At 59.4% G+C, this 22,559-nt stretch carries 18 protein-coding genes, 1 tRNA gene and 4 pseudogenes; 13 read left to right on the top strand and 10 right to left on the bottom strand.

Annotation, left to right across the window (positions count from 1 at the left end):
• The first annotated feature begins 16 nt into the window (after positions 1 to 16).
• From ertB to AC1RLZ_RS28275, 3 genes are all read left to right on the top strand, one after another.
• A complete protein-coding gene (gene ertB / locus AC1RLZ_RS28285; protein ID WP_493191347.1) occupies positions 17 to 1,675 on the top strand; it encodes a thiourocanate hydratase in 1,659 nt (552 codons plus the stop codon).
• 309 nt (positions 1,676 to 1,984) lie between these two features.
• Positions 1,985 to 2,059: transfer RNA gene (locus AC1RLZ_RS28280), tRNA-Gln, on the top strand.
• 98 nt (positions 2,060 to 2,157) lie between these two features.
• Positions 2,158 to 4,149 (top strand): DUF6538 domain-containing protein, encoded by a 1,992-nt coding sequence (locus tag AC1RLZ_RS28275; protein WP_493191346.1) that lies wholly within the window; start codon positions 2,158 to 2,160, stop codon positions 4,147 to 4,149.
• A gap of 456 nt (positions 4,150 to 4,605) precedes the next feature.
• Here the strand turns inward: AC1RLZ_RS28275 and AC1RLZ_RS28270 are convergent, their stop codons facing one another.
• Genes AC1RLZ_RS28270 through AC1RLZ_RS28260 form a run of 3 tightly spaced genes read right to left on the bottom strand, consistent with a single transcriptional unit; the run spans position 4,606 to position 7,543 of the window.
• Positions 4,606 to 6,375, bottom strand: coding sequence for an ABC-three component system protein (locus AC1RLZ_RS28270; protein ID WP_493191345.1), 1,770 nt, complete (start codon positions 6,373 to 6,375; stop codon positions 4,606 to 4,608).
• The gene (locus AC1RLZ_RS28265; RefSeq protein ID WP_493191344.1) at positions 6,372 to 6,614 is read right to left on the bottom strand and encodes an ABC-three component system middle component 6; all 243 of its coding nucleotides are present in this window, start codon (positions 6,612 to 6,614) and stop codon (positions 6,372 to 6,374) included. The genes AC1RLZ_RS28270 and AC1RLZ_RS28265 overlap by 4 nt, the downstream gene beginning before the upstream one ends.
• Positions 6,611 to 7,543 carry an ABC-three component system protein gene (locus tag AC1RLZ_RS28260; protein ID WP_493191343.1) on the bottom strand — a complete coding sequence of 311 codons (933 nt, stop codon included), beginning with the start codon at positions 7,541 to 7,543 and terminating at the stop codon, positions 6,611 to 6,613. Before AC1RLZ_RS28260 ends, AC1RLZ_RS28265 begins: the two co-directional genes overlap by 4 nt.
• 241 nt (positions 7,544 to 7,784) lie before the next feature.
• Here AC1RLZ_RS28260 and AC1RLZ_RS28255 point away from each other — a divergent pair.
• Positions 7,785 to 8,306, top strand: a pseudogene (locus tag AC1RLZ_RS28255) (efflux RND transporter permease subunit); the annotation flags it as partial.
• A 25-nt stretch (positions 8,307 to 8,331) separates the two neighbouring features.
• Here AC1RLZ_RS28255 and arsH read toward each other — a convergent pair.
• Both arsH and AC1RLZ_RS28245 read right to left on the bottom strand, forming a co-directional pair.
• Positions 8,332 to 9,048: an arsenical resistance protein ArsH gene (arsH, locus tag AC1RLZ_RS28250; protein WP_493191342.1), complete on the bottom strand. Its 717-nt coding sequence runs from the start codon at positions 9,046 to 9,048 to the stop codon at positions 8,332 to 8,334.
• A 128-nt stretch (positions 9,049 to 9,176) separates the two neighbouring features.
• Positions 9,177 to 10,528 (bottom strand): IS3 family transposase gene (locus AC1RLZ_RS28245; protein ID WP_493191341.1). Its coding sequence is split into 2 segments (ribosomal slippage): positions 9,177 to 10,192 and positions 10,192 to 10,528, totalling 1,353 coding nucleotides; the frame shifts between segments, so codons are not numbered across the junction.
• A gap of 156 nt (positions 10,529 to 10,684) precedes the next feature.
• Between AC1RLZ_RS28245 and AC1RLZ_RS28240 the strand changes: the two genes are divergently transcribed.
• The 8 genes and pseudogenes from AC1RLZ_RS28240 to istB all read left to right on the top strand — a co-directional run bounded on the left by AC1RLZ_RS28240 (position 10,685) and on the right by istB (position 17,004).
• Complete coding sequence (locus AC1RLZ_RS28240; RefSeq protein ID WP_493191340.1) at positions 10,685 to 11,191, top strand: hypothetical protein; 507 nt, start codon at positions 10,685 to 10,687, stop codon at positions 11,189 to 11,191.
• 340 nt (positions 11,192 to 11,531) lie between these two features.
• On the top strand, positions 11,532 to 12,302 hold the full coding sequence (gene phnC, locus AC1RLZ_RS28235) for a phosphonate ABC transporter ATP-binding protein (RefSeq protein WP_493191339.1): 771 nt from the start codon (positions 11,532 to 11,534) through the stop codon (positions 12,300 to 12,302).
• An 11-nt stretch (positions 12,303 to 12,313) separates the two neighbouring features.
• Positions 12,314 to 13,183, top strand: coding sequence for a phosphate/phosphite/phosphonate ABC transporter substrate-binding protein (gene phnD / locus AC1RLZ_RS28230; RefSeq protein ID WP_493191338.1), 870 nt, complete (start codon positions 12,314 to 12,316; stop codon positions 13,181 to 13,183).
• Between the two features lie 9 nt (positions 13,184 to 13,192).
• The gene (phnE, locus tag AC1RLZ_RS28225) at positions 13,193 to 13,990 is read left to right on the top strand and encodes a phosphonate ABC transporter, permease protein PhnE (RefSeq protein ID WP_493191386.1); all 798 of its coding nucleotides are present in this window, start codon (positions 13,193 to 13,195) and stop codon (positions 13,988 to 13,990) included.
• A gap of 12 nt (positions 13,991 to 14,002) precedes the next feature.
• Positions 14,003 to 15,052: an NAD(P)-dependent oxidoreductase gene (locus AC1RLZ_RS28220; RefSeq protein WP_493191337.1), complete on the top strand. Its 1,050-nt coding sequence runs from the start codon at positions 14,003 to 14,005 to the stop codon at positions 15,050 to 15,052.
• Positions 15,009 to 15,845, top strand: a pseudogene (locus AC1RLZ_RS28215) (LysR family transcriptional regulator); the annotation flags it as partial. The gene AC1RLZ_RS28220 and the pseudogene AC1RLZ_RS28215, both read left to right, overlap by 44 nt.
• Positions 15,837 to 16,220, top strand: a pseudogene (locus tag AC1RLZ_RS28210) (IS21 family transposase); the annotation flags it as partial. The pseudogenes AC1RLZ_RS28215 and AC1RLZ_RS28210, both read left to right, overlap by 9 nt.
• Positions 16,210 to 17,004, top strand: a complete 795-nt coding sequence (gene istB / locus AC1RLZ_RS28205; RefSeq protein WP_006023736.1) for an IS21-like element helper ATPase IstB — start codon at positions 16,210 to 16,212, stop codon at positions 17,002 to 17,004. The pseudogene AC1RLZ_RS28210 and the gene istB, both read left to right, overlap by 11 nt.
• A 47-nt stretch (positions 17,005 to 17,051) precedes the next feature.
• On the opposite strand, the gene AC1RLZ_RS28200 is transcribed toward istB, so the two are convergent.
• From AC1RLZ_RS28200 to AC1RLZ_RS28180, 5 genes are all read right to left on the bottom strand, one after another.
• Positions 17,052 to 17,588 carry an ABC transporter ATP-binding protein gene (locus AC1RLZ_RS28200; protein ID WP_024922085.1) on the bottom strand — a complete coding sequence of 179 codons (537 nt, stop codon included), beginning with the start codon at positions 17,586 to 17,588 and terminating at the stop codon, positions 17,052 to 17,054.
• 268 nt (positions 17,589 to 17,856) lie between these two features.
• A complete protein-coding gene (phnC, locus tag AC1RLZ_RS28195) occupies positions 17,857 to 18,786 on the bottom strand; it encodes a phosphonate ABC transporter ATP-binding protein (RefSeq protein ID WP_244434546.1) in 930 nt (309 codons plus the stop codon).
• Positions 18,787 to 18,789: 3 nt separating this feature from the next.
• The gene (phnE, locus tag AC1RLZ_RS28190; RefSeq protein WP_024922083.1) at positions 18,790 to 19,602 is read right to left on the bottom strand and encodes a phosphonate ABC transporter, permease protein PhnE; all 813 of its coding nucleotides are present in this window, start codon (positions 19,600 to 19,602) and stop codon (positions 18,790 to 18,792) included.
• Positions 19,603 to 19,660: 58 nt separating this feature from the next.
• A complete protein-coding gene (locus AC1RLZ_RS28185; RefSeq protein WP_493191336.1) occupies positions 19,661 to 20,539 on the bottom strand; it encodes a phosphate/phosphite/phosphonate ABC transporter substrate-binding protein in 879 nt (292 codons plus the stop codon).
• Positions 20,540 to 20,750: 211 nt separating this feature from the next.
• The gene (locus AC1RLZ_RS28180; RefSeq protein WP_051472558.1) at positions 20,751 to 21,722 is read right to left on the bottom strand and encodes a phytanoyl-CoA dioxygenase family protein; all 972 of its coding nucleotides are present in this window, start codon (positions 21,720 to 21,722) and stop codon (positions 20,751 to 20,753) included.
• 197 nt (positions 21,723 to 21,919) lie between these two features.
• On the opposite strand from AC1RLZ_RS28180, the pseudogene istA reads away from it, so the two are divergent.
• Positions 21,920 to 22,483 (top strand): annotated as a pseudogene (gene istA / locus AC1RLZ_RS28175) (IS21 family transposase); the annotation flags it as partial.
• Positions 22,484 to 22,559: the final 76 nt, after the last annotated feature.

The following is a 22,559-nucleotide window of genomic DNA, read 5'->3' as shown; positions in this document are numbered from 1 at the left end:
ATGACAGGAGTCCGCCATGACATCCGCGAATCCACGGCACCCCGATTTTCCGATTCCTGGCGGCCCAAAGCTGCGCGCCAAGGGCTGGCGGCAGGAAGGTCTGCTGCGGCTTCTGGAAAACGTGCTCGCGGTCGGCGAGGATCCGTCGAACCTCGTGGTCTATGCGGCGCTGGGGCGCGCCGCCCGTAACTGGGCTGCACACAAGGCGATCGTGCAGGCGCTGACGACCATGGAGGAAGACCAGACTCTGGTCATTCAGTCCGGCAAACCGGTCGGCCTGCTGCGCACCCATAACAAGGCGCCACTCGTCATCATGGCGAACTGCAACATCGTGGGCCAATGGGCCAAGGCCGAAATCTTCTACGAGCTCGAGCGCAAGGGCCTGATCTGCTGGGGCGGCCTCACGGCCGGTGCCTGGCAATATATCGGCTCCCAGGGCGTCATTCAGGGCACCTACGAGATCTTCATGCGCATTGCCGAGCGGCGCTTCGGCGGCACCCTCGCCGGCCGCTTCATATTGACGGCCGGGCTCGGCGGCATGGGCGGCTCGCAGCCGCTCGCAGGCCGCATGGCCGGCGCCGCGATCCTCACCGTTGACGTCGATCCGGACCGGGCGCGCAAGCGCAAGGAGATCGGCTATCTCGAAGCGATCGCGCCCGATCTCGACTCCGCACTGGAGATGATCGCCGCCGCGAAGGCCGAGCGTCGCGCGCTGTCGGTCGGTCTTGTGGGCAATGCCGCCGACATCTATCCGGAAATCGCCTGGCGCGGCGTCATCCCCGACGTGGTGACCGACCAGACCGCAGCCCACGATCTGGTGTTCGGCTATGTACCCCGGACCCGATCGCTCGAGGAAGCGCGCGCCATGCGCAAGACGGCGCCGGCACAGCTGATGGAGGAGAGCCGCGCGTCGATTGTCGACCATGTGCGCGCCATGCTGACCTTCCAGGCGCGCGGCGCGGAAGTGTTCGACAACGGCAATCTGATCCGCACCCACGCCAGAGAAGGCGGCGTCGCCAATGCCTTCGATATCCCCATATTTACGGAAGCCTATCTGCGTCCGCTCTTCGCGCGCGCCATCGGTCCGTTCCGCTGGATGGCGCTGTCGGGCGATCCCGACGACATCCGCGCCATCGACGATCTCGTGCTGCGCCTGTTCGGCGACAACCAGATCGTCTCGAACTGGATCAAGCTCGCGCGCCAATACGTGCCTTTCGAAGGCCTGCCGGCGCGCATCGCCTGGCTCGGTCATGGCGAACGCAGCGAACTGGCGCTGGGCGTCAATGAACTCGTCGCCAATGGCACGCTCAAGGGACCGGTCGCCTTCTCGCGCGATCATCTCGACGCCGCCGGCATGGCGCACCCGAACATCATGACCGAAAACATGCGCGACGGCTCCGACGCCATCGCCGACTGGCCGCTGCTCGACGCCATGGCATTATGTTCGTCCCAGGCCGATCTCGTCGCCGTCCATTCCGGCGGCGGAGGCTATGCCGGCTATATGACAAGCGCCGGAGTCACCCTGATCGCCGACGGCACGGCCGCCGCCGCAGAACGCCTCGCCATGAGCCTCGACAACGACACCGGCCTCGGCGTCATCCGCTACGCGGATGCCGGATATAGCGAGGCCCTCGACGAGGTCTCGCTCAAGCGCGTCCCGCATATACAGATCTAGACCGGTCGTTTCGACCGCCCTGTCTGGCGCGCAGGCGGGAGCCCGCACCCTGCGGACAGGCTTCAGGAATCGCTTTGCGCCAGCTCACGGTCAATATCGCCCATTATGCGAACGCGAAAATCGGGAAATACAAAAACCCGGGAGCCCGCGCACGCCGGCAGAAGCCGATCCCCCAATTGCACAACAGTCAGTCGCATCCGGAAGCGGGGAACACTGCTGGTAGGTGGTTGAAATTGCGGAATTCTCTCTATAGACCGGCGGAGCCAAAGCGATCCGCGGGCCCGCCCCGCCTGTTGTCGCCTCGGCCGTTGGGGCGTAGCCAAGCGGTAAGGCAGGGGATTTTGATTCCCCCATTCGGAGGTTCGATCCCTCCCGCCCCAGCCAAGCAGTCCGTAAGGCGCTGAAAACGCTTGCATATCGTTCCAAGCTGGGGCGCTGGTTCACAGCGCTGCGACACATGACTGCTTCACAGTGGGGCAAACGTGTCAGCTGCAACTCACCTCCTTCGCAGAAAAGCCATGTACTACTGGCGGCGCCGGCTTCCGCGCCCGCTAAAGAGCTGGTTTCATAAACGGCACCTATTCCTAGGTTTGGGGACTGCGGACACGGTCTTTGCCCGGCGTCTTGCTGTCCTTCTCGATGCGAAGCTGGAGGAGATCGTGACGGCGTTCGAGCAGGCAGACTTGCATCTCACCTCGCAGCAGGTTGACGGATTGCTCCGCGACGTCGTGAGGACGCATCTGGACAAGCTGGAACGCTTGGCTGCGGCCGGAAAATCTTGTTCTAGCTTCGATGCCGACCAGGCAAAGCGCGACGATCGCCGCGCCGCGTGGACCTATCGTTTGCTGCATTCGCAGGGTTCGGCGGCAATCGTGGGTTCGCTAGATGAGCGCCAGATGTCTGCCGAAGGTATGACCGTTCAGGACATCGCGGCAATTCGCAACCACTTGTCACTGCTTCGTAAGAACAATCTGGTGCCGACGCGGCCTGATATTCTGCAAGATCTGGTCGGCGCCCATGGCGCGCCAGCCACCGCGATGAATATGGCAACAGCGCAAGATATCTATTTTCGCGGCATGTGGATGGCGCTCGCTCAGTCCGATCGTCGGTACGACGGAAATATCGTCGAGGCGAACGATTTCGTTGCGCAGATATTTCGTGATCGAGTCCAACCAGTTCAGCGCGTCCAAGACGAGCATCAGATGTCTGGCCCCGCCGCAATGGCGGAATTTGAACAGCACCAGCGGTTCGAAAATGTTGCCGAGCAAAACCAGCCTGATGACGTCGATGATCGCTTCAAATCGATTGCAGATATTCTGGTCAAGAAACGACTGAAGGCGAGACGCTGGACTATAAAAAGCAAAAAACAGGCGGAGCAAATTTTCTCCCTGATGGAGAAGTTTATGCGGGAAGAGCGCTTGGTCGAGAAAATCAGCCTAGTGCGTCAAAAGGATTTAGCCGCATTTACGAGCTTTCTAGAAGGCGAAATTTACAAGCACCACGGAAAAAGCAGCAAGGACGAATTTCGGTCTATCGCTGAGATGAAAGTCATCGCGATGTCGAAGCCGGAAAATATGCGCGGTGTCGAAGCTGGCACTTTAAACCGCCATTTGACTTTCATCGACCAACTCTTCGATTGCGCCGTTGCCGAGGGGGTCGAGATGGATCCCAGGCTCAGTTTGTCGAAACTTCGTGCTATCGACAGCTCCGAGACACGCGCTCGGGAAGAGCGGAAAAAGTTTTCACTCGGGCAAATCGAAAAGCTTTTTGAACAGGCGCCTTTTGTGAACTGCGCCCGCTGGGACAAACTTTCCCAATTTGGGGACGATGGACACTCTCTTGTCTATCATGGTGCTCTGTATTTTATTCCGATGTTGATATTCTATGGTGGGGGACGGCTGGAAGAATACTGCGGTTTGATGATGGATGACGTCATAGAGACCAACGGCGCGCATCCTTATCTTCATATCGCGAAGAATAAGTATCGGCGAATTAAGAACGCGGCATCCAAACGTAATATCGTGGTTCACCCTGAGCTAATTCGACTTGGATTTCTACGTTATGTCGCTCTAATCAGATCGCTTGAATATGAACTCGTCTTTCCGGACCTGTTTTCACCAACGACGAAGTCCTTACTGGGAAGTAGATTCTACAAATTGTTCAAACCCGTTCTACTATCGGCAGGCATCACCGAAGAGGGCTTAGGGTCTCACGCAATCAGGCATGCGTTTGGAGCCATCTTGAAAAAACGGAATGTTCGAGATGAACTTCGGGCCGATCTGTTAGGACATCGCGGGAAAACGGAAACGTCCGAGCGGTACTGCGAGGCAACCGAAATATTTACCATGTACGAATTGGTCTGCAAAATGCCCGTGGTGACTGAAAAGTTAGTCGCACATCCGATCAATATCTTCCAATGGGTCCGTGAAAAGCAGGCGCCACCATTCTCACACCCTAATCGAGCCAAGCGATAGAGAGCGGCACAGTAAGTCCCGATGAGCCGGAGACCTAGGATGATTGGGAGATCGCCTGCGATGTGGGTGCGTACGGATATTAAGGCCCCAAACAGGAACGATTCATTCAGGAAGACCGGCTCTTCGCAGGCCGTCTAGAAAACGGTCGCTATCAACGGGACGGCGGACAAGTCGTATCAGCCGTTGATCCTTTGTCGTGAGACCCTGCATCAAGCTTGCGAATTCGCTCCCTACCCGCACCTCAGGCAGCAAGCCGAGATGCGCCAATGCGACAAGGCCTTAAATATGTGCCATGCGCATCATAGAAGGCAATTGCATTCCATTGCTCGCCGTGCATGTGTCCGCGTTCGCGAAATTGTCTACGGTTAAGTATTTTATATAAATCCAGTCAGCCTTTCGTCTGTAGGCCTGAGCACCGGCGATTTCCTATAATTGACTTCTAAAAAACGAGCCACCTCACTCGAACCTGAAACCGAACAAGCCCCCGGTTTCTGTTTCGTCTGATAGCCGAGTCTTGAGAACAGTCTTGCTGCGATCAAACTCCGGCGGAAGCGGCAGCCTGTCAAAGATATCGGAATTCATTGTGACCATGTATTGCCCGGAACCGGCGGCGCGCTGACCAAGAATCAAGGCACGCGCGACTTGACGCTCATCCACGCCATCAAAAAGATGGCTGTCATGGATAAGAAAGCCGGTACCTCCGAAACGTTGCGACGCGATTTTGAAAAGGGTCAGATCAAAACAGAAAATTTCCATGTTGGAGATTCCACCGCCCCTGTCGCCTTCTATCGAAATCTTGAAATCGGGCCCGTTTTCTGTAGCCTCCACAACAAAGCGTCCGGATCTGTCGTCATAAAGCTCTGTGATCGTCTCAGCAATTATGAGAATTGCCCGGTCAAGAATGAGCTTTCTGTCGTGAAAATCCTGTTGTAGCCTGCGCTTGAGATTACCCCTATCAATGTCGAGCTGCGTTGACTGGCCTTCGAGCAATTCTGCGGCTTTGAACCGCTCGCGCAAGGCGGCTGCTTGAGCCTCAAGTGTAGCAAGATTAGTTTGTAGGCGAACAAAATCCTCCAATGCGCCTCTGCCTTCCAAAGTCGCAATGATCTCGCGCCGCTCGGCGTCGACCGTTTGCATCCGAGTTTCGCCCGAAGCGATTTCGCCTTCGATCTGCGTAATCTGCGATTGGAGATGGCTCCTGCGATTTTCAACCACCGAGCTGTAGAACTGGTTCACCTCCTCAAAACGCCTAAGAGCGATATTAGGCAGTTCGATGCCCGCGGCTTCATACATGCGCTGTAAATCGGTTCGCTCGGGCGGATGCTCCAGCGAGAGCGCGCTTTGCAGATGTTGAAGCGTTTCTTTTAGCGAGACTGCTTCCCGGCCCAGTGCCTGCATATCTGTCCGTGCTCGCGCGGCTCTGTCGGACAGATCCTTGTATGAATCGAGCACTTCAAAGTTGGCAAGCTGCTTTTTGAGTTTCTGCGCATCGGCTTCTGCTATAGTTACCTGCGGGCGGAGCACCGCAACTGTGCCGATAACGTTGCCAAGCGCACCGGCCTGCGAAGCCTTCTTCAGTTCTTCAAGGTTTTTCTCTCGATCTCGCACTTTTTGAAATTCGACTGAAATTTCCCAGTCGAGCCCGAGAATATAAGAAAGGCTAGTTTGCCAGTCGGCGCGCTGCTGCATTTGCGCCTGCTGAACCGGCTTCAAGAATGCTCCGGCTTCGCGGCGGCGTGCAAAATACGCAAACAGGGACCGGAAGCTGAGCGTGCCGCTCTGCTCGTCATCCGTTTCTTGCGCAATCTCGGGAAGCAAAAACATCTTATGACCGAGATAGGACTTCCAGTTCTCGTTTGATACGTAGGGGCGTCCCGTCGTTTTTTCGACTTTTACTAAGAGTCCAGGCGCTGATTCGCTTCCTGCCAGCAAGAATATTTTGGATGGAGCACTTCCGCTACGCTGAACTGTCATGGATAATCCGCCGACAACGAATATTCCGGTGAACGAGTGCTCAATAAGAGCATTTGTTCTGAACAGTGAGTCCTTGGCGCATTTTGATCCCAGCAGAAAGTGGATGATCTCCACCAGGCTGGTTTTGCCTGCGCTATTGCGCGTTTGTTTGTCGGTTGCTCCTGGCTGTGTATCTGCAAGCAGAATATTCAGCCCCGCATGAAACCGAACTGATTTGAAGGTAGATATCGAACTATCGATCGAGATGATCATTGCTTCGCTTTCGCGAAAATGAGGCCGTCGCTTATATCAATCGCCGCTATTGCAAAAAGAAAACTGAGCGACAAGATAAACCAGTCGAAACTAATCGGAGAAGAATTCGGGGTACGGCTCTGCCTCGTGCGCGCCCATAACTCTGAGACGGTTTTCGGCTCGTGAAGCTGCGCCAGCACTTCACCTCCGACCCCAAGGAGTGCCCTGTCAGCGCGTAAATGCTTTCCAGGTAGGATCATTGAGCTGCGACTTTCAGGTCGTGACTTTCGAAAATATCGCAGCTTTCAAACAGATAAGCCAAAAGAGCCTGCGCTGCCACCTGACGTGCTGCAGGGACTGAACCCGCACCAACTGTATCCTCGTAAAGAAACGACATGATAGCCCCCGAGGGCAGCCCTTGAAGTTTGAGATACTGATATCGTGCATTAAACGCCTGAGCGATGATTTCGCCTGTCATGGGCTCATGGTGACGGTCGAAATACTCTTGAACAAAGTGGGCATTCTGCCAGCCACCCGCTATCAATGATTGCCAGTGGCCCGGCAGATTATTAAAGCTAAGCTTATCTACGGGCACGGGACGAATTTCAGTGACATCTACTGGGTTTGCATCTGATGCGGCAATGACGGCTGCGACGAGCGCGCTGAGTTCGGTCGTCCGAAAGTTCTGCTGGTCCTGTGCGGTTGCCGCCAGCCCTAACAATCCCTCGATTTGAATGGGTTTCAGGGAGAAGATGAGGTTTTCAAAGCCCTCCAGCCCAAAGAACCCGAATTCACGCTCGGCGTCTGCCGATTTGAGCTCGTCCAATTTTAGGATGGCTTCAATGGGCAGACCTCCGACGAGATTGTGAACCATGTGCCACGCCTTCATAATTTTCGGAAGCGCGGCAACAGCTTTTCCGTAATCATCTCCCATCTTGCCGATGAGATAAGCGACCTTGCCGCCATCGCCGTTTAGAGCTCCGTAGCAAGCATACACGGCCCCTGTTGACTGGAGATAGCCATCACAGCCTTTGTCACCTAACTGGCCATATGGCCGGACCCTGACAAAGTCCGAACCGTGGGCTTCGGCCATAGTGACTGAGAAAAACTCCTGAAAGGCGTCGCCACTGCTTTTGCGCAGCTTTAGCTCCAGAGAGATCTTCCACCATGATCTTTGTTCCGAGGTCATTCGTCGCCGTTATTTTCTCGGTTGGGAAGACAACAATATATCCAGCTGGCAACATGTATACCCATTTTAACGCAACGAATGCGAGCATATTGTCAGTTTCAGGGTCAAGGTTGTCGATAGCTTGAGGTGGGCTCGGCCCGAGCTTGCTACCATCCCGCGGCTCTCGGTCTCGTCGCTGGTTGTCGCCGAAGCAGACGGGATGTGGCAGCCTTTCCGGCTTATGCGGTGCGAGGCACTGTGTCGTCTGTTTAGCCCGCTCGCGTTCACCAAGACGTTCTCGATGGCAGCTGCAGCCATCCTTTCCCTGACGCTAGTCCCGGCGCTGATGATCCTCTTCGTCTGAGAAAAGTTATCCCAGAACACAGAAACCTGATCAATTGCTTCCTGATCTGTATCTATCGACCCGTCATCAGGCGCGTTATGCGCGAGAAACGCTGGTTGTCCCGCTTGCGCTTGGGGGCACGCGGTTAGCGTCTGGCCGGTCGGCAGGCTCGGCACCGAGTCAACGCCGAGTCTGAACGAAGGCATGTTGGTGTACTTGCCGACGACATTGCCCGGGATATCCGTAACCAAGGGGGGCGAGCTACTGCAGATGCAGATCCGGATCATCCGCTCTTTTCCGGAAGTGACGTCGGTCTATGGCAGAGCCGGGCGCGCCGCGACCGCAACTGATCCAGAGCCTTCCGAGATGTTCGAGAATGATCGTCAACCTCAAATCCAATGAGGAATGGCAGGCGGACTCACCATCGACGGATTGAAAGCTGTTTTCGGCTCCTGGTAGCGCTCGGTCATGTCGCTTCACTCAGGCGCAATCGATCCGCGAGATTTCCTGCAGTCTCCTTCCGTTCACTGTATCTGTCGGTAAGATGCGCCGAGACGCCTCGCGTAAGCAGCGTGAACTTCACCAACTCCTCGGCGACGTCGACGATGCGGTCGTAGTAGGGAGACGGCTTCATCCGCCCGTTGTCGTCGAACTCGTCGTAGGCCTTCGCGACGGACGACTGGTTGGGGATCGTGATCATCCGCATCCAGCGCCCCAGCACGCGAAGCTGGTTCACGGCGTTGAAGGACTGCGAGCCGCCGCTGACCTGCATCACCGCCAGCGTCTTGCCCTGCGTTGGACGGACGGCACCGATAGAGAGCGGGATCCAGTCGATTTGAGCCTTCATGATGCCGGTCATGGCTCCATGGCGTTCGGGACTGCACCAGACCTGTCCCTCGGACCAGGCGGACAAGTCGCGCAGTGCCACCACCTTTGGATGCGTCGCCGGCGCGTCGTCGGGAAGCGGCAAACCGGAAGGGTCGAAGATCCTGGTCTCGGCACCGAAAGCTTCCAACAGGCGGGCCGTCTCTTCGACGGCGAAACGAGAGAACGACCGCTCCCGCAGCGACCCGTACAGCAACAGGATGCGGGGCCGGTGATCGACGGCAGAGCCCTGTTGCAGGCGGGAGCTATCCGGAAGCTGGAACGCGGCAGGATCGATGTTCGGGAGGTCAGGCTGCATCGATAATCTCGCCGTCTTCTTTCACGTATCGGCCGATATGCGGATTCGGCAGTATTGTCCGTCGTCAGATAATTTGAGACTGATTGAGCGTTTCTCTAAGAGAGGCTCTGGCTCATCAGGGTTAGAGTTTAAGCGGCGTGCAGTCGGTGCTGCAAGCGACGGTTTGTGATGGTGGCAAGTTTGATGCGTTTGCGTTCTGCGAGGATCGTCTGCGCTCTGCCAAAGTAAACGTCAGCAGGTGTTACGTTTTCGATGCTCTCATGATAGCGGACGTGATTGTAGTGCTCGACAAAGGCTCCAATCTGTCGATCGAGATCTCGGGGTAGATAGTAGTTTTCCAGCAGGATGCGGTTCTTCAAGGTCTGATGCCAACGCTCGATCTTGCCCTGGGTTTGCGGGTGATATGGTGCTCCCCGAACGTGCTGCATGCCCTTGTCTTGAAGCCAGTCGGCAAGGTCGCCTGCAACATACGATGCGCCATTGTCGCTGAGCAACCTCGGCCGATGCACAACGGTGGCGCTGTCGAGGCCCGATGTTGCCAGTGCCTGGTCGAGTGTAGCGGTGACGTCGGAAGCACACATGGTGGGACCAAGCCTCCAGGCCACGATGTAGCGCGAGAAGTCATCCAACACCGTCGATAGGTAGTACCAGCCCCAGCCAGTGATCTTGAGGTAGGTGAAGTCTGTCTGCCAGAGCTGGTTGATGGCGGTGGTTTTGTCCTTGAACTCGTTCGCCGCCTTGATCACCACATAGGCCGGGCTGGTGATCAGGTCATGCGCCTTCAGCAACCGATAGACCGATGCCTCGGAGACGAAGTACTTGTTCTCGTCAGTGAAGCGCACGGCCAGCTCCCTCGGCGACAGCTCGGGGACTTGCAGCGCCAAGTCGATAATCTGTCCGCGGACGTCGTCCGGAATGCGATTCCAGACGCGGTTCGGCCGTGAGCGATGGTCGGCCAACGCCTCAGGCCCTCCAGCCTGATAGCGGTCGTACCAGCGATAGAAAGTGGCGCGTGGGATGCCGAGCTTGTCCAGCGTGCGCTTGGCCGGCAGATGCGATTGCTCGACCAGCTCAATGATATCGGCCTTCTCGGATGCAGGATATCTCATGCCTCGTCCTCCCCATCCCCGTTCATGCTTTTTTTAAGCAGACGGTTCTCCAGGGTGAGGTCAGCCACGACCTCCTTCAATGCGGTGGCCTCACGACGAAGATCCTTCACTTCGCCAGGGGTAGCGGCTCGCGCCGTGTCGCCCGCCAGCCGACGCTTGCCAGCTTCCAGGAACTCCTTGGACCACCCGTAATACATCGAGGCGGCGATGCCTTCCCGGCGGCACAGCTCGGAGATGTTCTCCTCACCGCGCAGCCCTTCCAGCACGATGCGGATCTTCTCTTCGGCCGAGTATTGCCGACGCGTCTGGCGCCGGATGTCCTTCAGCACTTGTTCTGCGGGCGCTTTGCCCGGTACGGATTTCTGCTTCATCTTCGCTCCTTACGGCTACGATGAACCAGAAATCCTCCCTTCGTGAAGTCCCTCAATTGGTCTCAAGGGTGCTGACGGCGAACATTCGCCGGTCAAAGCGTCCTGGTCGTCGGCGGCGGCAACAGCGGAGCCCAGATCCTCGCCGAGGTCTCGCAGGTGGCCAAGACGATCTGGGTCACACTCCGAGAGCCTACCTTCCTTGCGGACGACGTGGATGGACGGGTTCTCTTCGAGCGGGCGACCGCCAAATGGGAGGCATCTCAAAGCAACGGGCCGGCGGCAGCTCCGGCCGGCGGCCTTGGCGATATCGTCATGATCGCGGCCGTGAAGGAGGCCAGGGCAAGGGGCGTCCTGACCTCGGTAAGGCCGTTCGTCCGCTTCACCTCGTCGGGCGTGGTCTGGAGCGACGGTACTGAAAGCCACGTCGATGCCGTGATCTGGTGCACGGGCTTTGCGCCGGCGCTCGGGCACCTCCATCCCCTGAACGTCGTCGGAAGCGACGGCAAGGTGGCAGTGAATGGGACGCGATCGGTCTCCGAGCCGCGCCTGTGGCTCGTCGGCTACGGGGAGTGGACCGGTTTTGCCTCGGCCACGCTCATCGGGGTTATGCGCGGTGCGCGGCAGACCGCACGGGAAATCGAAGACGAGCTCGGTTCGCCGTAACTAACTGACTTTCGTTGCGTGTGCCCCTAGGTCGTCATGGCGAAACCGCCGCTCTCTGGTTTGACAGGGAGCTACGATCGTCATGGCAACTGAGCCAACCCGCGCGTTGCAATGGGACCCGTGAAGGCTAGCCGGTGAAGCTTAGCTGATGCATTCCAAGTTCTCCGGCTGATAAGCCACGTCCCGCTTTGAACAACCACCACGTTCTGTGCCCGAATGCAAAGTCATCCGCCTGTCATCTCTGGCTGCTAGTTCGGCTTAAGCGATCACAAGGCGCGATTGTTCGGATTTTTCGATCACGCGCCCGACGCTCAATTAAGCCGGCGCACGGGAACAGTCCATGCTCAGTCTCGACAATGTTACGGTTCGCTACGCCAACCGCGTGACAGCGCTGCAGAGTGTCAAGACCGAATTCGTTGCGAACGACTTCACCGTCCTGCTCGGGCCATCAGGTGCCGGGAAGTCGACCCTATTGAGATGTTTGAATGGTCTGGTGCATCCGAGCGAGGGCGCCATCCGGGATGGAGGCGGGAATTCGATCTTTGGCAGTAATAAAACTCTTCGTAGACATCGCCAGGCAACGGGGATGGTATTTCAGCAGCACCATCTGATCGGCCGCCTGACAGCTTTGCAAAATGTTCTTACCGGCCGACTTTCGTATCACAGTTCGCTGCGCACGCTGGTCGGCATGCCCGCGCAGGACAAATCGATTGCCCTGCAATGTCTCGAGCAGGTCGGGCTGCTGGACCGGGCGCTGCACCGCGCAGATCAGCTGTCCGGCGGCCAGCAACAGCGCGTCGGGATCGCACGTGCGATGGCGCAGCAGCCGCGCATCATTCTTGCGGACGAACCGGTGGCTTCTCTCGATCCCGCAAGCGCCGATCAGGTGATGGGCCTGTTGCGCGGCATCGCGAGGCAACATGGCCTGACCGTGATCGTCAGTCTCCACCAGGTCGAACTCGCCCGCCGTTACGCCGACCGGATCGTCGGCGTGTCGGCCGGGCGGATCGTGTTCGACGGCAAGTCCGCAACGCTCCTGCCCGCAGATCTCGACAGGATTTACGGCACCACCGGGGCCGCCACACAACCGAAAATCACCGAAGCAGCTTGAAGGAATAACCGATGCTACGCAGAACAGTTCTGACCGGAATGCTCTCGGCCGCGATCGCAGCCATACTGCTGCCCGACACCTCGCTTGCCAAAAATCCCGAGACGCTGCGCGTGGCGCTGCTGCCCGACGAGAATGCCGCGACCATCATCCAGAATGCCCAGCCTCTCAAGGAGTACCTCGAAAAGACGCTCGGCAAGAAGGTCGAAGTCATCGTCACCACAGACTATTCGTCGATGATCGAAGCGATGCGCTTCGGTCGGATCGAGGTCGCCTATTTCGGTCCGTTCTCCTACGTGCTCGCCAAATCCAAAGCCCCGAACATCGAGCCCTTCGCGGTCGGCGTGGAGAAGGGCAAGCCGTTTTACAACTCGATCCTGATCGCCAACGCCGAAGGACCGGTTAAGTCGATCGCCGACGTCAAGGGCAAGCCATTCGGCTTCGGTGACGCGGCCTCGACATCGAGCCATCTGGCGCCCCGCGCCCATCTGGCGAAGAGCGGACTGATCGGAGACAAGGACTACAAGGCGGTCCATCTCGGCACGCATGATGCGGTGGCCCGCGCCGTCCAGGCGGGGCAGGTGCCCGCCGGCGCGTTGTCGGAGCAGATCTACCGGACCCTGGTCGAGCGCAAGACGATCGATCCCGCCAAGATCGTTCAGATCGGCCTGTCGGATCCGATCCCGAACTATCCGCTGACGCTGCAGGGCGATCTTGATCCTGCGCTGAAGACCGCCATTCGGGCCGCGTTTCTCGACATCAAGGATCCGGGCATCCTGAAGTCGTTCCGCGTCGAAGGCTTCGCGCCGACCGACGACAAGGCCTATGACGTGCTTCGCGACATGGCGAAGATCCTGGAGCTCGACCTTGCCAAGGTGAAATAGCGCGTGACGATGCCAGCCGCCTACACCACCGTTCTGGCGAGTGAGCGACGCGCCAACCTGCGCCAGGCAGGTCTGCTGTCGCTCGTGGTCGCCGCGAGTATCGCGGCGTTCGCGGCGACCGGCTTCTTCGATGCACGCCGCTTTATCGAAGGCGGCCCGGCCATCGCGCAGTTGGCGTCCGAAATGTATCCGCCGGATTTCTCCCGGTGGCAGCGTTGGCTGAAGCCGCTGGCCGATACGCTGGCGATGTCGATCGCCGGTACGGCATTTGCGTTTGTGCTCTCATTGCCGCTGGCGGTTTGCGCGGCCCGCAATACCAGTCCTCATCCACTGGTCTACCACGTCACCAGAACCCTTCTCGCCGCTCTGCGCTCGGTGCCCGAACTCATTCTGGGCGTGCTGTTCGTGGCGGCGGTGGGCTTTGGCGCCTTGCCCGGCGTCCTGGCGCTTGGTTTCCATTCGATAGGCATGGTCGGCAAGTTCTTCGCCGAGGCGATCGAGCATGTCGACCCGAAACCGATAGAAGCGGCGCGGGCTTCCGGGGCCACGTCGTTCCAGGTCATCACCCACGCGGTCCTGCCGCAAGTGCTGCCGCAACTCGCTGACATCGCCATCTATCGCTGGGAGTATCACTTCAGGGCGTCCACGGTGCTCGGAATCGTCGGGGCAGGCGGCATCGGTTTCGAACTGATGGGTGCGTTGCGGCTGATCGCCTACGATCAGGTGTCCGCCATCCTGCTCTCGATCCTGGCCTGTGTAATCATCGTCGACGCCATCGGAGCGACGCTCCGCAAGGCCTTGAAGTAAGGATCCAATAACGTGCCTGAGAAGCCCAAGATCGTCGTGACAAACCGGATATTCCCGGAAACCCGCCAGCTTCTGGATCGATATGCCCACGTTGTACAGAATGAAGCGGAAGATCCGTGGTCGCAGGCCGAGGTGACGGAGCGGTGCCGCGATGCGTTCGGCGTGCTCACCTTCATGACGGACCTGATCGACCGTCGCTTCATCGAGGCTTGTCCCGATCTGAAAATCGTTGGCGCCGCGTTGAAGGGGTTCGATAACATCGATGTCGATGCCTGTACGGACGCGGGCGTGTGGGCGTCGATCGTACCTGATCTGCTGACGGTGCCGACGGCGGAGCTTGCGGTCGGCCTGATGCTTTCACTCGGCCGCAGTATCGCTGCGGCCGACAGCCAGATCCGTTCGTCAGGTTTTTCGGGATGGCGGCCCACCTTCTACGGCGCGGGCCTCGCCGGTTCGACGGTCGGCATTTTCGGTTTCGGATGCGTGGGCCGCGCGATTGCCGAACGCCTGGCCGGATTTCAATGTCGCGTCCTGGCGTGGGATGCGGCCGTCGCACGGCCGTCGGGATCGCTGGACGGTCATGTCGCGATGGCCAGTCGGGATCAGCTACTGGAGGAATCCGATTTTCTGGTGCTTGCTCTCCCGCTCAATGCCGAGACGCTTCACATGTTCGGTCGCGATACCATTGCGCGGGTCAAGCGCGGCGCGCGCATCGTCAATCCGGCCCGTGGTTCGCTCGTCGATGAAGCGGCCATCGCCGACGCCATCGAGGCGGGCCATCTCGCGGGTTACGCCGCCGACGTGTTCGAATGCGAGGATTGGGCTCGCGAACCCAGGCCCGGTGAAATCGAGCCACGGCTTCGCGGGGCGGGTGCGCCAACCGTGTTGACCCCGCATATTGGGTCTGCAGTCACCCGCGTGCGCCAGGAAATCGAACGGTCGGCGGCCGAGAGTATCATCGACGTCATCAGCGGCCGTGTGCCGCGTTACGCAGTCAACAACCTTACCGGCGCTCCCGATGCTCAATCTTTTGCACGCCAAAACCTTTCTCAAGGTTCTTGACGAGCGCGGCCTTCGGGCCGCTTCCCGTAGTCTCAATCTGGCGCCGTCCACGGTCCTCGACCATATCGCGCAGTTGGAGAAGGAACTGGCCGCCCGCCTGATCGTGCGAACGAATGGAAGCATCATCGCGACCGCCGAGGGGGAGGTCTTTCGGCCACTCGCGATGGCACTGGTCACAACTGCGGAAAAGGCCCGCCATCTCATTTCCACCGGGCCACTGCGGTTGGCGGCTTCGAGCAATATCGGCGTTTACCTGCTGCAGCCTTATCTCTCGTCATTCAGATCGGCAGACACGGCGGAAACTGAGCTCTGGATCGGGAGCAATCCAGACGTGCGCGAACGCCTCAAACGCGGGCAGGCCGACCTCGCCATTGTTGAACAATGGTTTGATATGGAAGGGTTTGAAGCACACTTTTGGCTTCCGGCGCCGCTCACGCTCATAGTTTCGCCGCAGCATCCTTGGGCGGGGCGAGTGAGCATTTCGCCACAGGAGTTGGTGCAGCAGAGGATCCTGGGAGGCGAAGAGGCCACCGGTACCGGAAAGCTATTGCGAGATCAGTTGGGAATCGTCGCGGACAGATTGACCGTTGTGGACGGCTTCGGGAGCACGGAGGCGGTCAAGCGCGCCGTCAGGGCAAACCTCGGGATTTCTATTGTCATGACCGCGTCTGTTTGCGACGAAGTAAAAAGCGGCTCGCTAATCTCATTGCAATTCGAAGGTGTTCGGATTGTCAAACAGACGAAGATCGTCATGCCGCGAGGCATGCCGCCGTCCGCACCATCGCGACGATTTTTGGCTCAGGCGACGAACAAGCCCGGTGCCCTGCGCAACGGCGCGCCGTTCGCTGAGATGCCGCCCGCGTTTCGATCCCTGCAGCAGCACTTGCTCAAGCGGCCAGGCGGTGACCGCGAGATGGTCGAGATTCTGTCCTTGGTCCTCCAGCACGATGAGCAGGTCGTGCTCACGGCCGTAGAGCTCGCCCTTCAGGCCGGCGTGCCGACCAAGACCCACATCATCAACCTGCTGCACCGGCTGATCGACGGTACGCCGCTGAGCACGCCAACGATCCCGGCTCCCCCCGCCCTCACGCTGACCACTGAGCCTCAGGCCAACGTCGAGCGCTATGACGCCCTGCGCCGAGCCAGGGAGGCGCGCCATGCGTCATAATCCAGCCAGTGGAGCCATCGTCATCATGCTGCGCAGCCTCAAGATGCATGGCATGGCCCAGGCCATCACGGAGCTAACGGAACAGGGATCACCGGCCTTCGAGACCGCCATGCCGATCCTCGCACAACTCTTGAAGGCCGAGACCGCCGAACGGGAGGTGCGATCGACCACCTACCAGCTCAAGACCGCGCGCTTCCCGGCCTATCGCGACCTCGCCGGCTTCGACTTCGCCAGTAGCGAGGTCAACGAGGCGCTCGTCCGCCAGCTCCATCGCTGCGAGTTCCTCGACGACGCACACAACGTCGTCCTGATCGGCGGTCCGGGTACCGGCAAAACCCACATCGCCACGGCTCTCGGAGTCCACGCCATCGAGCATCATCACAAGCGGGTCCGCTTCTTCTCCACCGTCGAGCTCGTCAACGCCCTCGAACAGGAAAAGGCCCAGGGCAAAGCTGGACAGATCGCCGGCCGCCTCGTCCACACCGATCTCGTCATCCTCGATGAACTCGGCTATCTGCCGTTCAGCGCCTCCGGCGGCGCCTTGCTCTTCCACCTGCTGAGCAAGCTCTATGAGCGCACCAGCGTCATCATCACCACCAATCTCAGCTTCTCCGAATGGGCCACGGTCTTCGGCGATGCCAAGATGACCACGGCCTTGCTCGACCGGCTCACGCACCACTGCCATATCCTGGAGACCGGAAACGACAGCTTCCGCTTCAGAGCCAGCTCGACCAAACCACCCAAACCCTCAAAGGAGAAGCCCCGAAACTTGACCGCAACCTGACCCAAGACCACCATCACCCCGGGTCACTTCTCAGTGGAAATCCAGGGTCACTTCTCGCCGGAAATCAACATCCGCGGGTTTCTCACCATCGCGCGGCCGAGGGCGACCCGCTGGCGCTGACCGCCCGACAATTGCGAAGGAAGGCGGTTCAGCAGGTTGCCGATCTGGAGGCTGTCGGCCACCCGCCCGACGTCGGCGCCGATTTGCCTTCGCACCTCTCTCGCAGTCCTGCTGATGCCGAAGCGTCCGGCCATCCGCTGCAACCGCGTGAGCCGCCGCATCGTTAGCGGCAGGCCGATATTCTGAGCGACAGTCAAATGCGGATAGAGCGCGTAGTTCTGGAAAACCATGGCAAGATTTCGGTCCTTGGCGTCCGTACCAAGGATCGAAATGTCATCCGCCAGCACATCGCCCTGATCGGGCGTTTCCAGCCCGGCGATAATGCGTAACAGCGTTGTCTTGCCACAGCCGGAGGGGCCGAGGAGGGTGATAAATTCCCCGCGCTCCACTCTCAAATCGACCGCATGCAGAACCTGTGTTGCGCCGAACGATTTCGTGAGTTGAACGATGTTGAGTTGCGACACGCCGTCACCTGATTGAGTTTTGGCGATGTTAGTCCGATGCGGTGACAGGCATGTGTATTGCTTGTTGCAGATATGCGACAATCGCGCCACCGTCACAAAAAACAGGTCAAATAGAATTGTGACGACACGATTGGCTTAGACCAGTTGCGTTTTCTTGCTAGCGTAATGAATGGGTCAGGCGCAAGCTGCGCCGATGGAGGCAAACTCCAAAGTGCTCGCAGGTAATTTCGATCCTTACCTGCGCGACGGGGCTAACCGACGGACGGGCTCAAACGCCATCGGAAACCAAGACCGGATCTGGATCCCCCAAACGAAGGGCCGCCCTGCGGTCTTTTTCCACGGTCGAATGGTGGTCCGGCATCCCGGAGTGCCCGGTCGTAGCAGTGTTCGATCGCAGGTCCGCGGAACCGTAAAGCGCGTCATACGCAGCCTCGTCCAAGCTCTGCGTCGGCGCATCGACGACAACGCGGCCACGCGCAAGACCGATGACGCGATCGGTGAATGTGCGAGCATAGCCGACCTGATGCAGGCTGCAGATCACGGCAACGCCTTCGTCCCGCGCGATGTCCTTGAGAAGTTGCATGACCCCGGCGGCCGAACTGGGGTCGAGACTTGCAACCGGCTCGTCGGCGACGATCAACCGTGGCTCCTGGGCGAGCGCGCGCGCGATCGCGACCCGCTGCTGCTGCCCGCCGGAGAGCGTGTCGGCGCGCTGGAGCGCGTGATCGAGCATGCCGACACGCTCCAGGCATTCGAACGCCCTGAGCTTGTCCGCGCGCTCGAAGCGGCGGAATACGCCGCGCCAGGTCGGTAAATAACCGAGCCGCCCGGCCAGCACGTTGTCGAGAGCCGTGAGCCGGCGCACCAGATTGAATTGCTGGAAGACGACCGCGATTTGTCGCAGCTCGCGGGGCGTCAGCCGCTCGATCTCGGTGCCGCCGAAGCGAATGCGCCCCGCGTCCGATTTGGCCGAACCGGTGATACAGCGAAACAGCGTGGTTTTACCGGCGCCGCTCGGTCCCAGAACCGCAACGAATTCATGCTCCATCAACGAAAAGCTCACATTCTCCACCGCCGACCGCGCCCCGAAGCTCTTCGAGAAGTCCTCGACGGTGAGCACCGGCGGCTTGCCGACAATGTCCGGCTGCGAGCCTAACGTGCGCCCATTGGCAGATGTCGTGTCCACGGCGTCACCCATTGGTCAAACAAGCCTCTTGCGCAGCCACCCCGACAGCCAGTCCAGCGCTGTCACGACAATGAGGATGACGGCTATGATTGTGAAAAGCCGGGAGAAGTCGAGAAGGTCCATGCTGTTCTTCAGCTCCTGGCCGATGCCGCCTGCGCCGACGACGCCCAACACAGTGGAGGCGCGGACGTTGAACTCCAGCCAGAACAGCGAGGTTGAGAGTAGAAGCGGCAGAATATCCGGCAGGAGCCCGTATGTGAGTGCGGTAAGTCGCCCCGCACCGGTTGCGCGGATCGCATTGTGAGGACCGAGGTCCGCGCTTTCGATCTGATCGGCGAAGAACTTGGCGGCCGTGCCGGCCGTGTGGAGGGTTATGCCGAGCACACCTGCGAACGGCCCGAGCCCGACCGCGGCCACGAACAACAGCGCAAACACGAAGGAATCGATTCCACGCAGCGCGTTCAGAAACCACCTCGTCGGGAAATACAGCAACGGAAAGGGCGTGATATTGCGGCTTGCCAGGATCGCAAAAGGCAACCCGATCAGCGTGGCGAGCGTTGTGCCAATCGCGGCCATGGCGACCGTTTCCGCCGTTCGCCAAAGGAACACCGGCAGTTCCTCGAACTTCGGCGGCCAGGCTCGCGACAGCCAATCCCAAAGTCTTGGGAGACCCGTGGCGAGCTTGCCGAGGTCCAGCTGCGCGAGTTCGGCGGCGACCAGATAGAAAGCAACGATAATCGCTACGAGCAACCAGCCTTTTACTCGCGCAACGCTGAATGTGCGTTGCGCAGCTTCGAGCTTGGCAAGGGCTTCTGCAGCGGATTTCATCCCGCCGTGACCAGCGATCGAGCCCTCGAGGAGACGTCTCGCTCCCGTAGCGTTCATCTCACACCTTTGCCTTGATCTTGCCGACGGAGATGCCGGCATTCTCGATCGACCTGTAGGAGGCATGGGTCGCCGCGACAAAGCCGGTGTACCGGTTCGGCAGCAGCAACTTTGCCTGCTCGACCGTGATCGCGGTCAGGATGGCCTGCACCTTGCTCGACATCTCGGCGGAAGCGTTGGCGGGTACCGCGATGGCATCGTTGGGCAGCGGGTCCGATGTCCAGATGATCTTGTTTGAGTCCTCCTTGACCCGGCCGGATGCGATCATGGCATTGCGGTTGCGGTCGAAGTCGGTAGCCATGTCCACCTGGCCAGACGAGACAGCGATCTCGTTGGCCCCGTGTGTGGCCCCGTCGCTGTACTTCCAGAAGGCCTTGGGATCGATTTTCCAGACTTCCTTTGCGTAGAAGGTCGGGATCAACCAGCCGGATGTGGAGCCGACGTCGGCAAAGGAAATCGATTTGTCCTTCGTATCGTCGGGGAATTTCGTCACCTTGAGATCGGGCCGCGCAATGATGATGGCCTGATAAGTCGGCTTTTCATCATATTTGGCGGTGGCGACCGCCTGACAACCGGTCGCGTTGTTGGCAATGATGTAGCCCCACGGCCCCATCCATGCCAGATCGAGCTGACCGCCGCCCATGGCAACTGCCATCCCGGCCCAATCGGTGGTCGCCGAGAGCTCGAAATCTGCACCGAACTCTTTTGCAATATGGGCAAATACCGGCCCGAACGCCTTCTTCGTGTCCTCGGGGTTGGGCAGAAGCGGTCCCACCGCGAATCGAAGTTTCTTGGTCTGCGCGATGGCTGGCCGAAAAACTGAAGTGGCCGCCGCCGCCGCCGCGGTGGTCGCCAGGAACTTGCGTCTGTTAATGCTCATAACGTCTCCACACATTGCTAGATCGAACAGGGACTGACTTAAGGGTCAGTAGATTGATGCCTTCGCTCGCGAACCCGATGTACAGCGCTCCGCCGCCGACCAGCGCCGCACGGACCGGGTTTCGTTCATCGATGCCGTTTCTGGAAACGGGGCGGACGCACACAGATCGGCCAGAATCAAACGTGCGCCGTCGCACCCAATGATCGCGAGCTCAATTCACCTCGGCGGGACGATCGTAAAGCAAGCGCCGCGCCCGCTTCTGGTTGTCGAACAGGCTGAACCGTTCTTGCGCTTCGGGCGGCATCGGAAAGGGCACGGGGCACGGCAGTGCGACCATCCTCGGGTTGCGGGTAGATCGTCCGCAAACCATGTCCGCTTCATACTGGTCCCAGTTCCTCACGCCCAACAGCGGCCACGCGTCAGCAGCGGCATATCCAATCAACAACAACCGGCGGGCCTGGGCGGACATGTTCGGTCCGGAGGCGTGCATGGTGCGGACATGGTGGAACGACACGGTCCCTGCGGGACCAACGCATTCCTCGGCGCCGGTGGCGTTCACGGGATCGGCATCCAGGTCGACCGCGCTGCAGAAGTACCCGGTATCGGGGTTGTGGTGATCGTAGATCTTGCCCTGGTGCGAGCCTGGCAGGCACAGCAGGGGCCCGTTAACACTGGTGATATCGTCCAGGAACACGCCTACCGTCAGGAACGCGTCGTTGGTGTGCGGATAAAAGCACCAATCCTGGTGCCACTCGACGGGCGAACCGATCCGGCCCGGCTTCAGGTTGATTTTGGAGTTGTGCACTCGAACGTCCGGGCCGATCAGCTTCTGCAGACTATCGATAAGGGCGGGATGTCGTACGAACTCCCTGAAGAAGTCGAAGTGCCTGTGTGGCATCTCGATGCGGCGAACGGCGGGTTGTTCCGGAGCGTGGGACGGCTCGAGCTCGAAGGTCGGCGTCGGGCTTGTCAGCGCTGACGCTTCGACGATCAACTCGTCAGTGACACGCCGCAGCTCGCCGATCTCCTGTTCGGTAAAGAGCCCCTCGGCGACGGCAAAACCTTTGGTCTGATATTCGGCGACGTGACGATCCGTCAGCATGCTCTGCTCTTTCCTGGTGACGGGCGCCGCAATCAGGGACGCCGCGCCGTTCGAAATCCCCTCCAGCGCTCGCTTGTCCACTCAAGCCGGCTGGCAACCCGCGCTGTTCTGATAGCTCTCCGCGGTGACAGGGGCGTGTATCGCGTGTGTCAGCGGTACGACATTCTGTTGATTTCCACTGAGAGTTGACCCGGCAGGCACGGATTTTTCCATCGAGAAGTGACCCATGTTTTCACCACGTCTCACGCGGCATCGCGGGGGACAGCGGAGTGATCGACATGGAGTTATTGAGCGTCATCCGACGCTGGCATTACCGGGATCACCTCTCGATCCGGGATATCTCCCGCCGCACCGGCCTTTCGAGGAACACCGTGCGCAAGTACCTGCGGGCGGACAGCGTCGAACCCCGGTTTCATCTTCCCGAGCGGTCGAGCAAACTCGATCCCTATGCCGATAAGCTCGCAGCGATGCTGCGGGTCGAGAGCGGCAAGTCGCGCAAGCACAAGCGTACGATCAAACAGCTGCACGCTGATCTGGTGACCCTCGGCTATGAGGGGTCGTACAATCGGGTCGCGGCCTTTGCCCGGGACTGGAAGGCTGCCCGGTTGCGTGAGCAACAGACCAGCGGCCGCGGTACTTTCGTGCCGCTGGCCTTTGTGCCGGGCGAGGCGTTCCAATTCGACTGGTCGGAGGATTGGGCGATCATTGCCGGCGAGCGCACCAAGCTCCAGGTCGCCCATGTCAAGCTGTCCTACAGTCGGGCCTTCACGCTTCGAGCCTACCTGCTCCAGACCCACGAGATGCTGTTTGATGCCCATAACCACGCCTTCCGGGTGTTGGGCTGTCAATCGGCCCTTTAATTGCGATCTGTTGTCAAGCGCCCTTTAACCCGCCCTCAGCAAAACTTTAGCGCTCGCC

The sequence above is a fragment of the Tardiphaga sp. GW822-FHT04G09 genome (genome assembly GCF_058800725.1).
The sequence above is the reverse complement of the archived record's forward strand: the minus strand, read 5'-3'. Positions and strand labels throughout refer to the sequence as shown.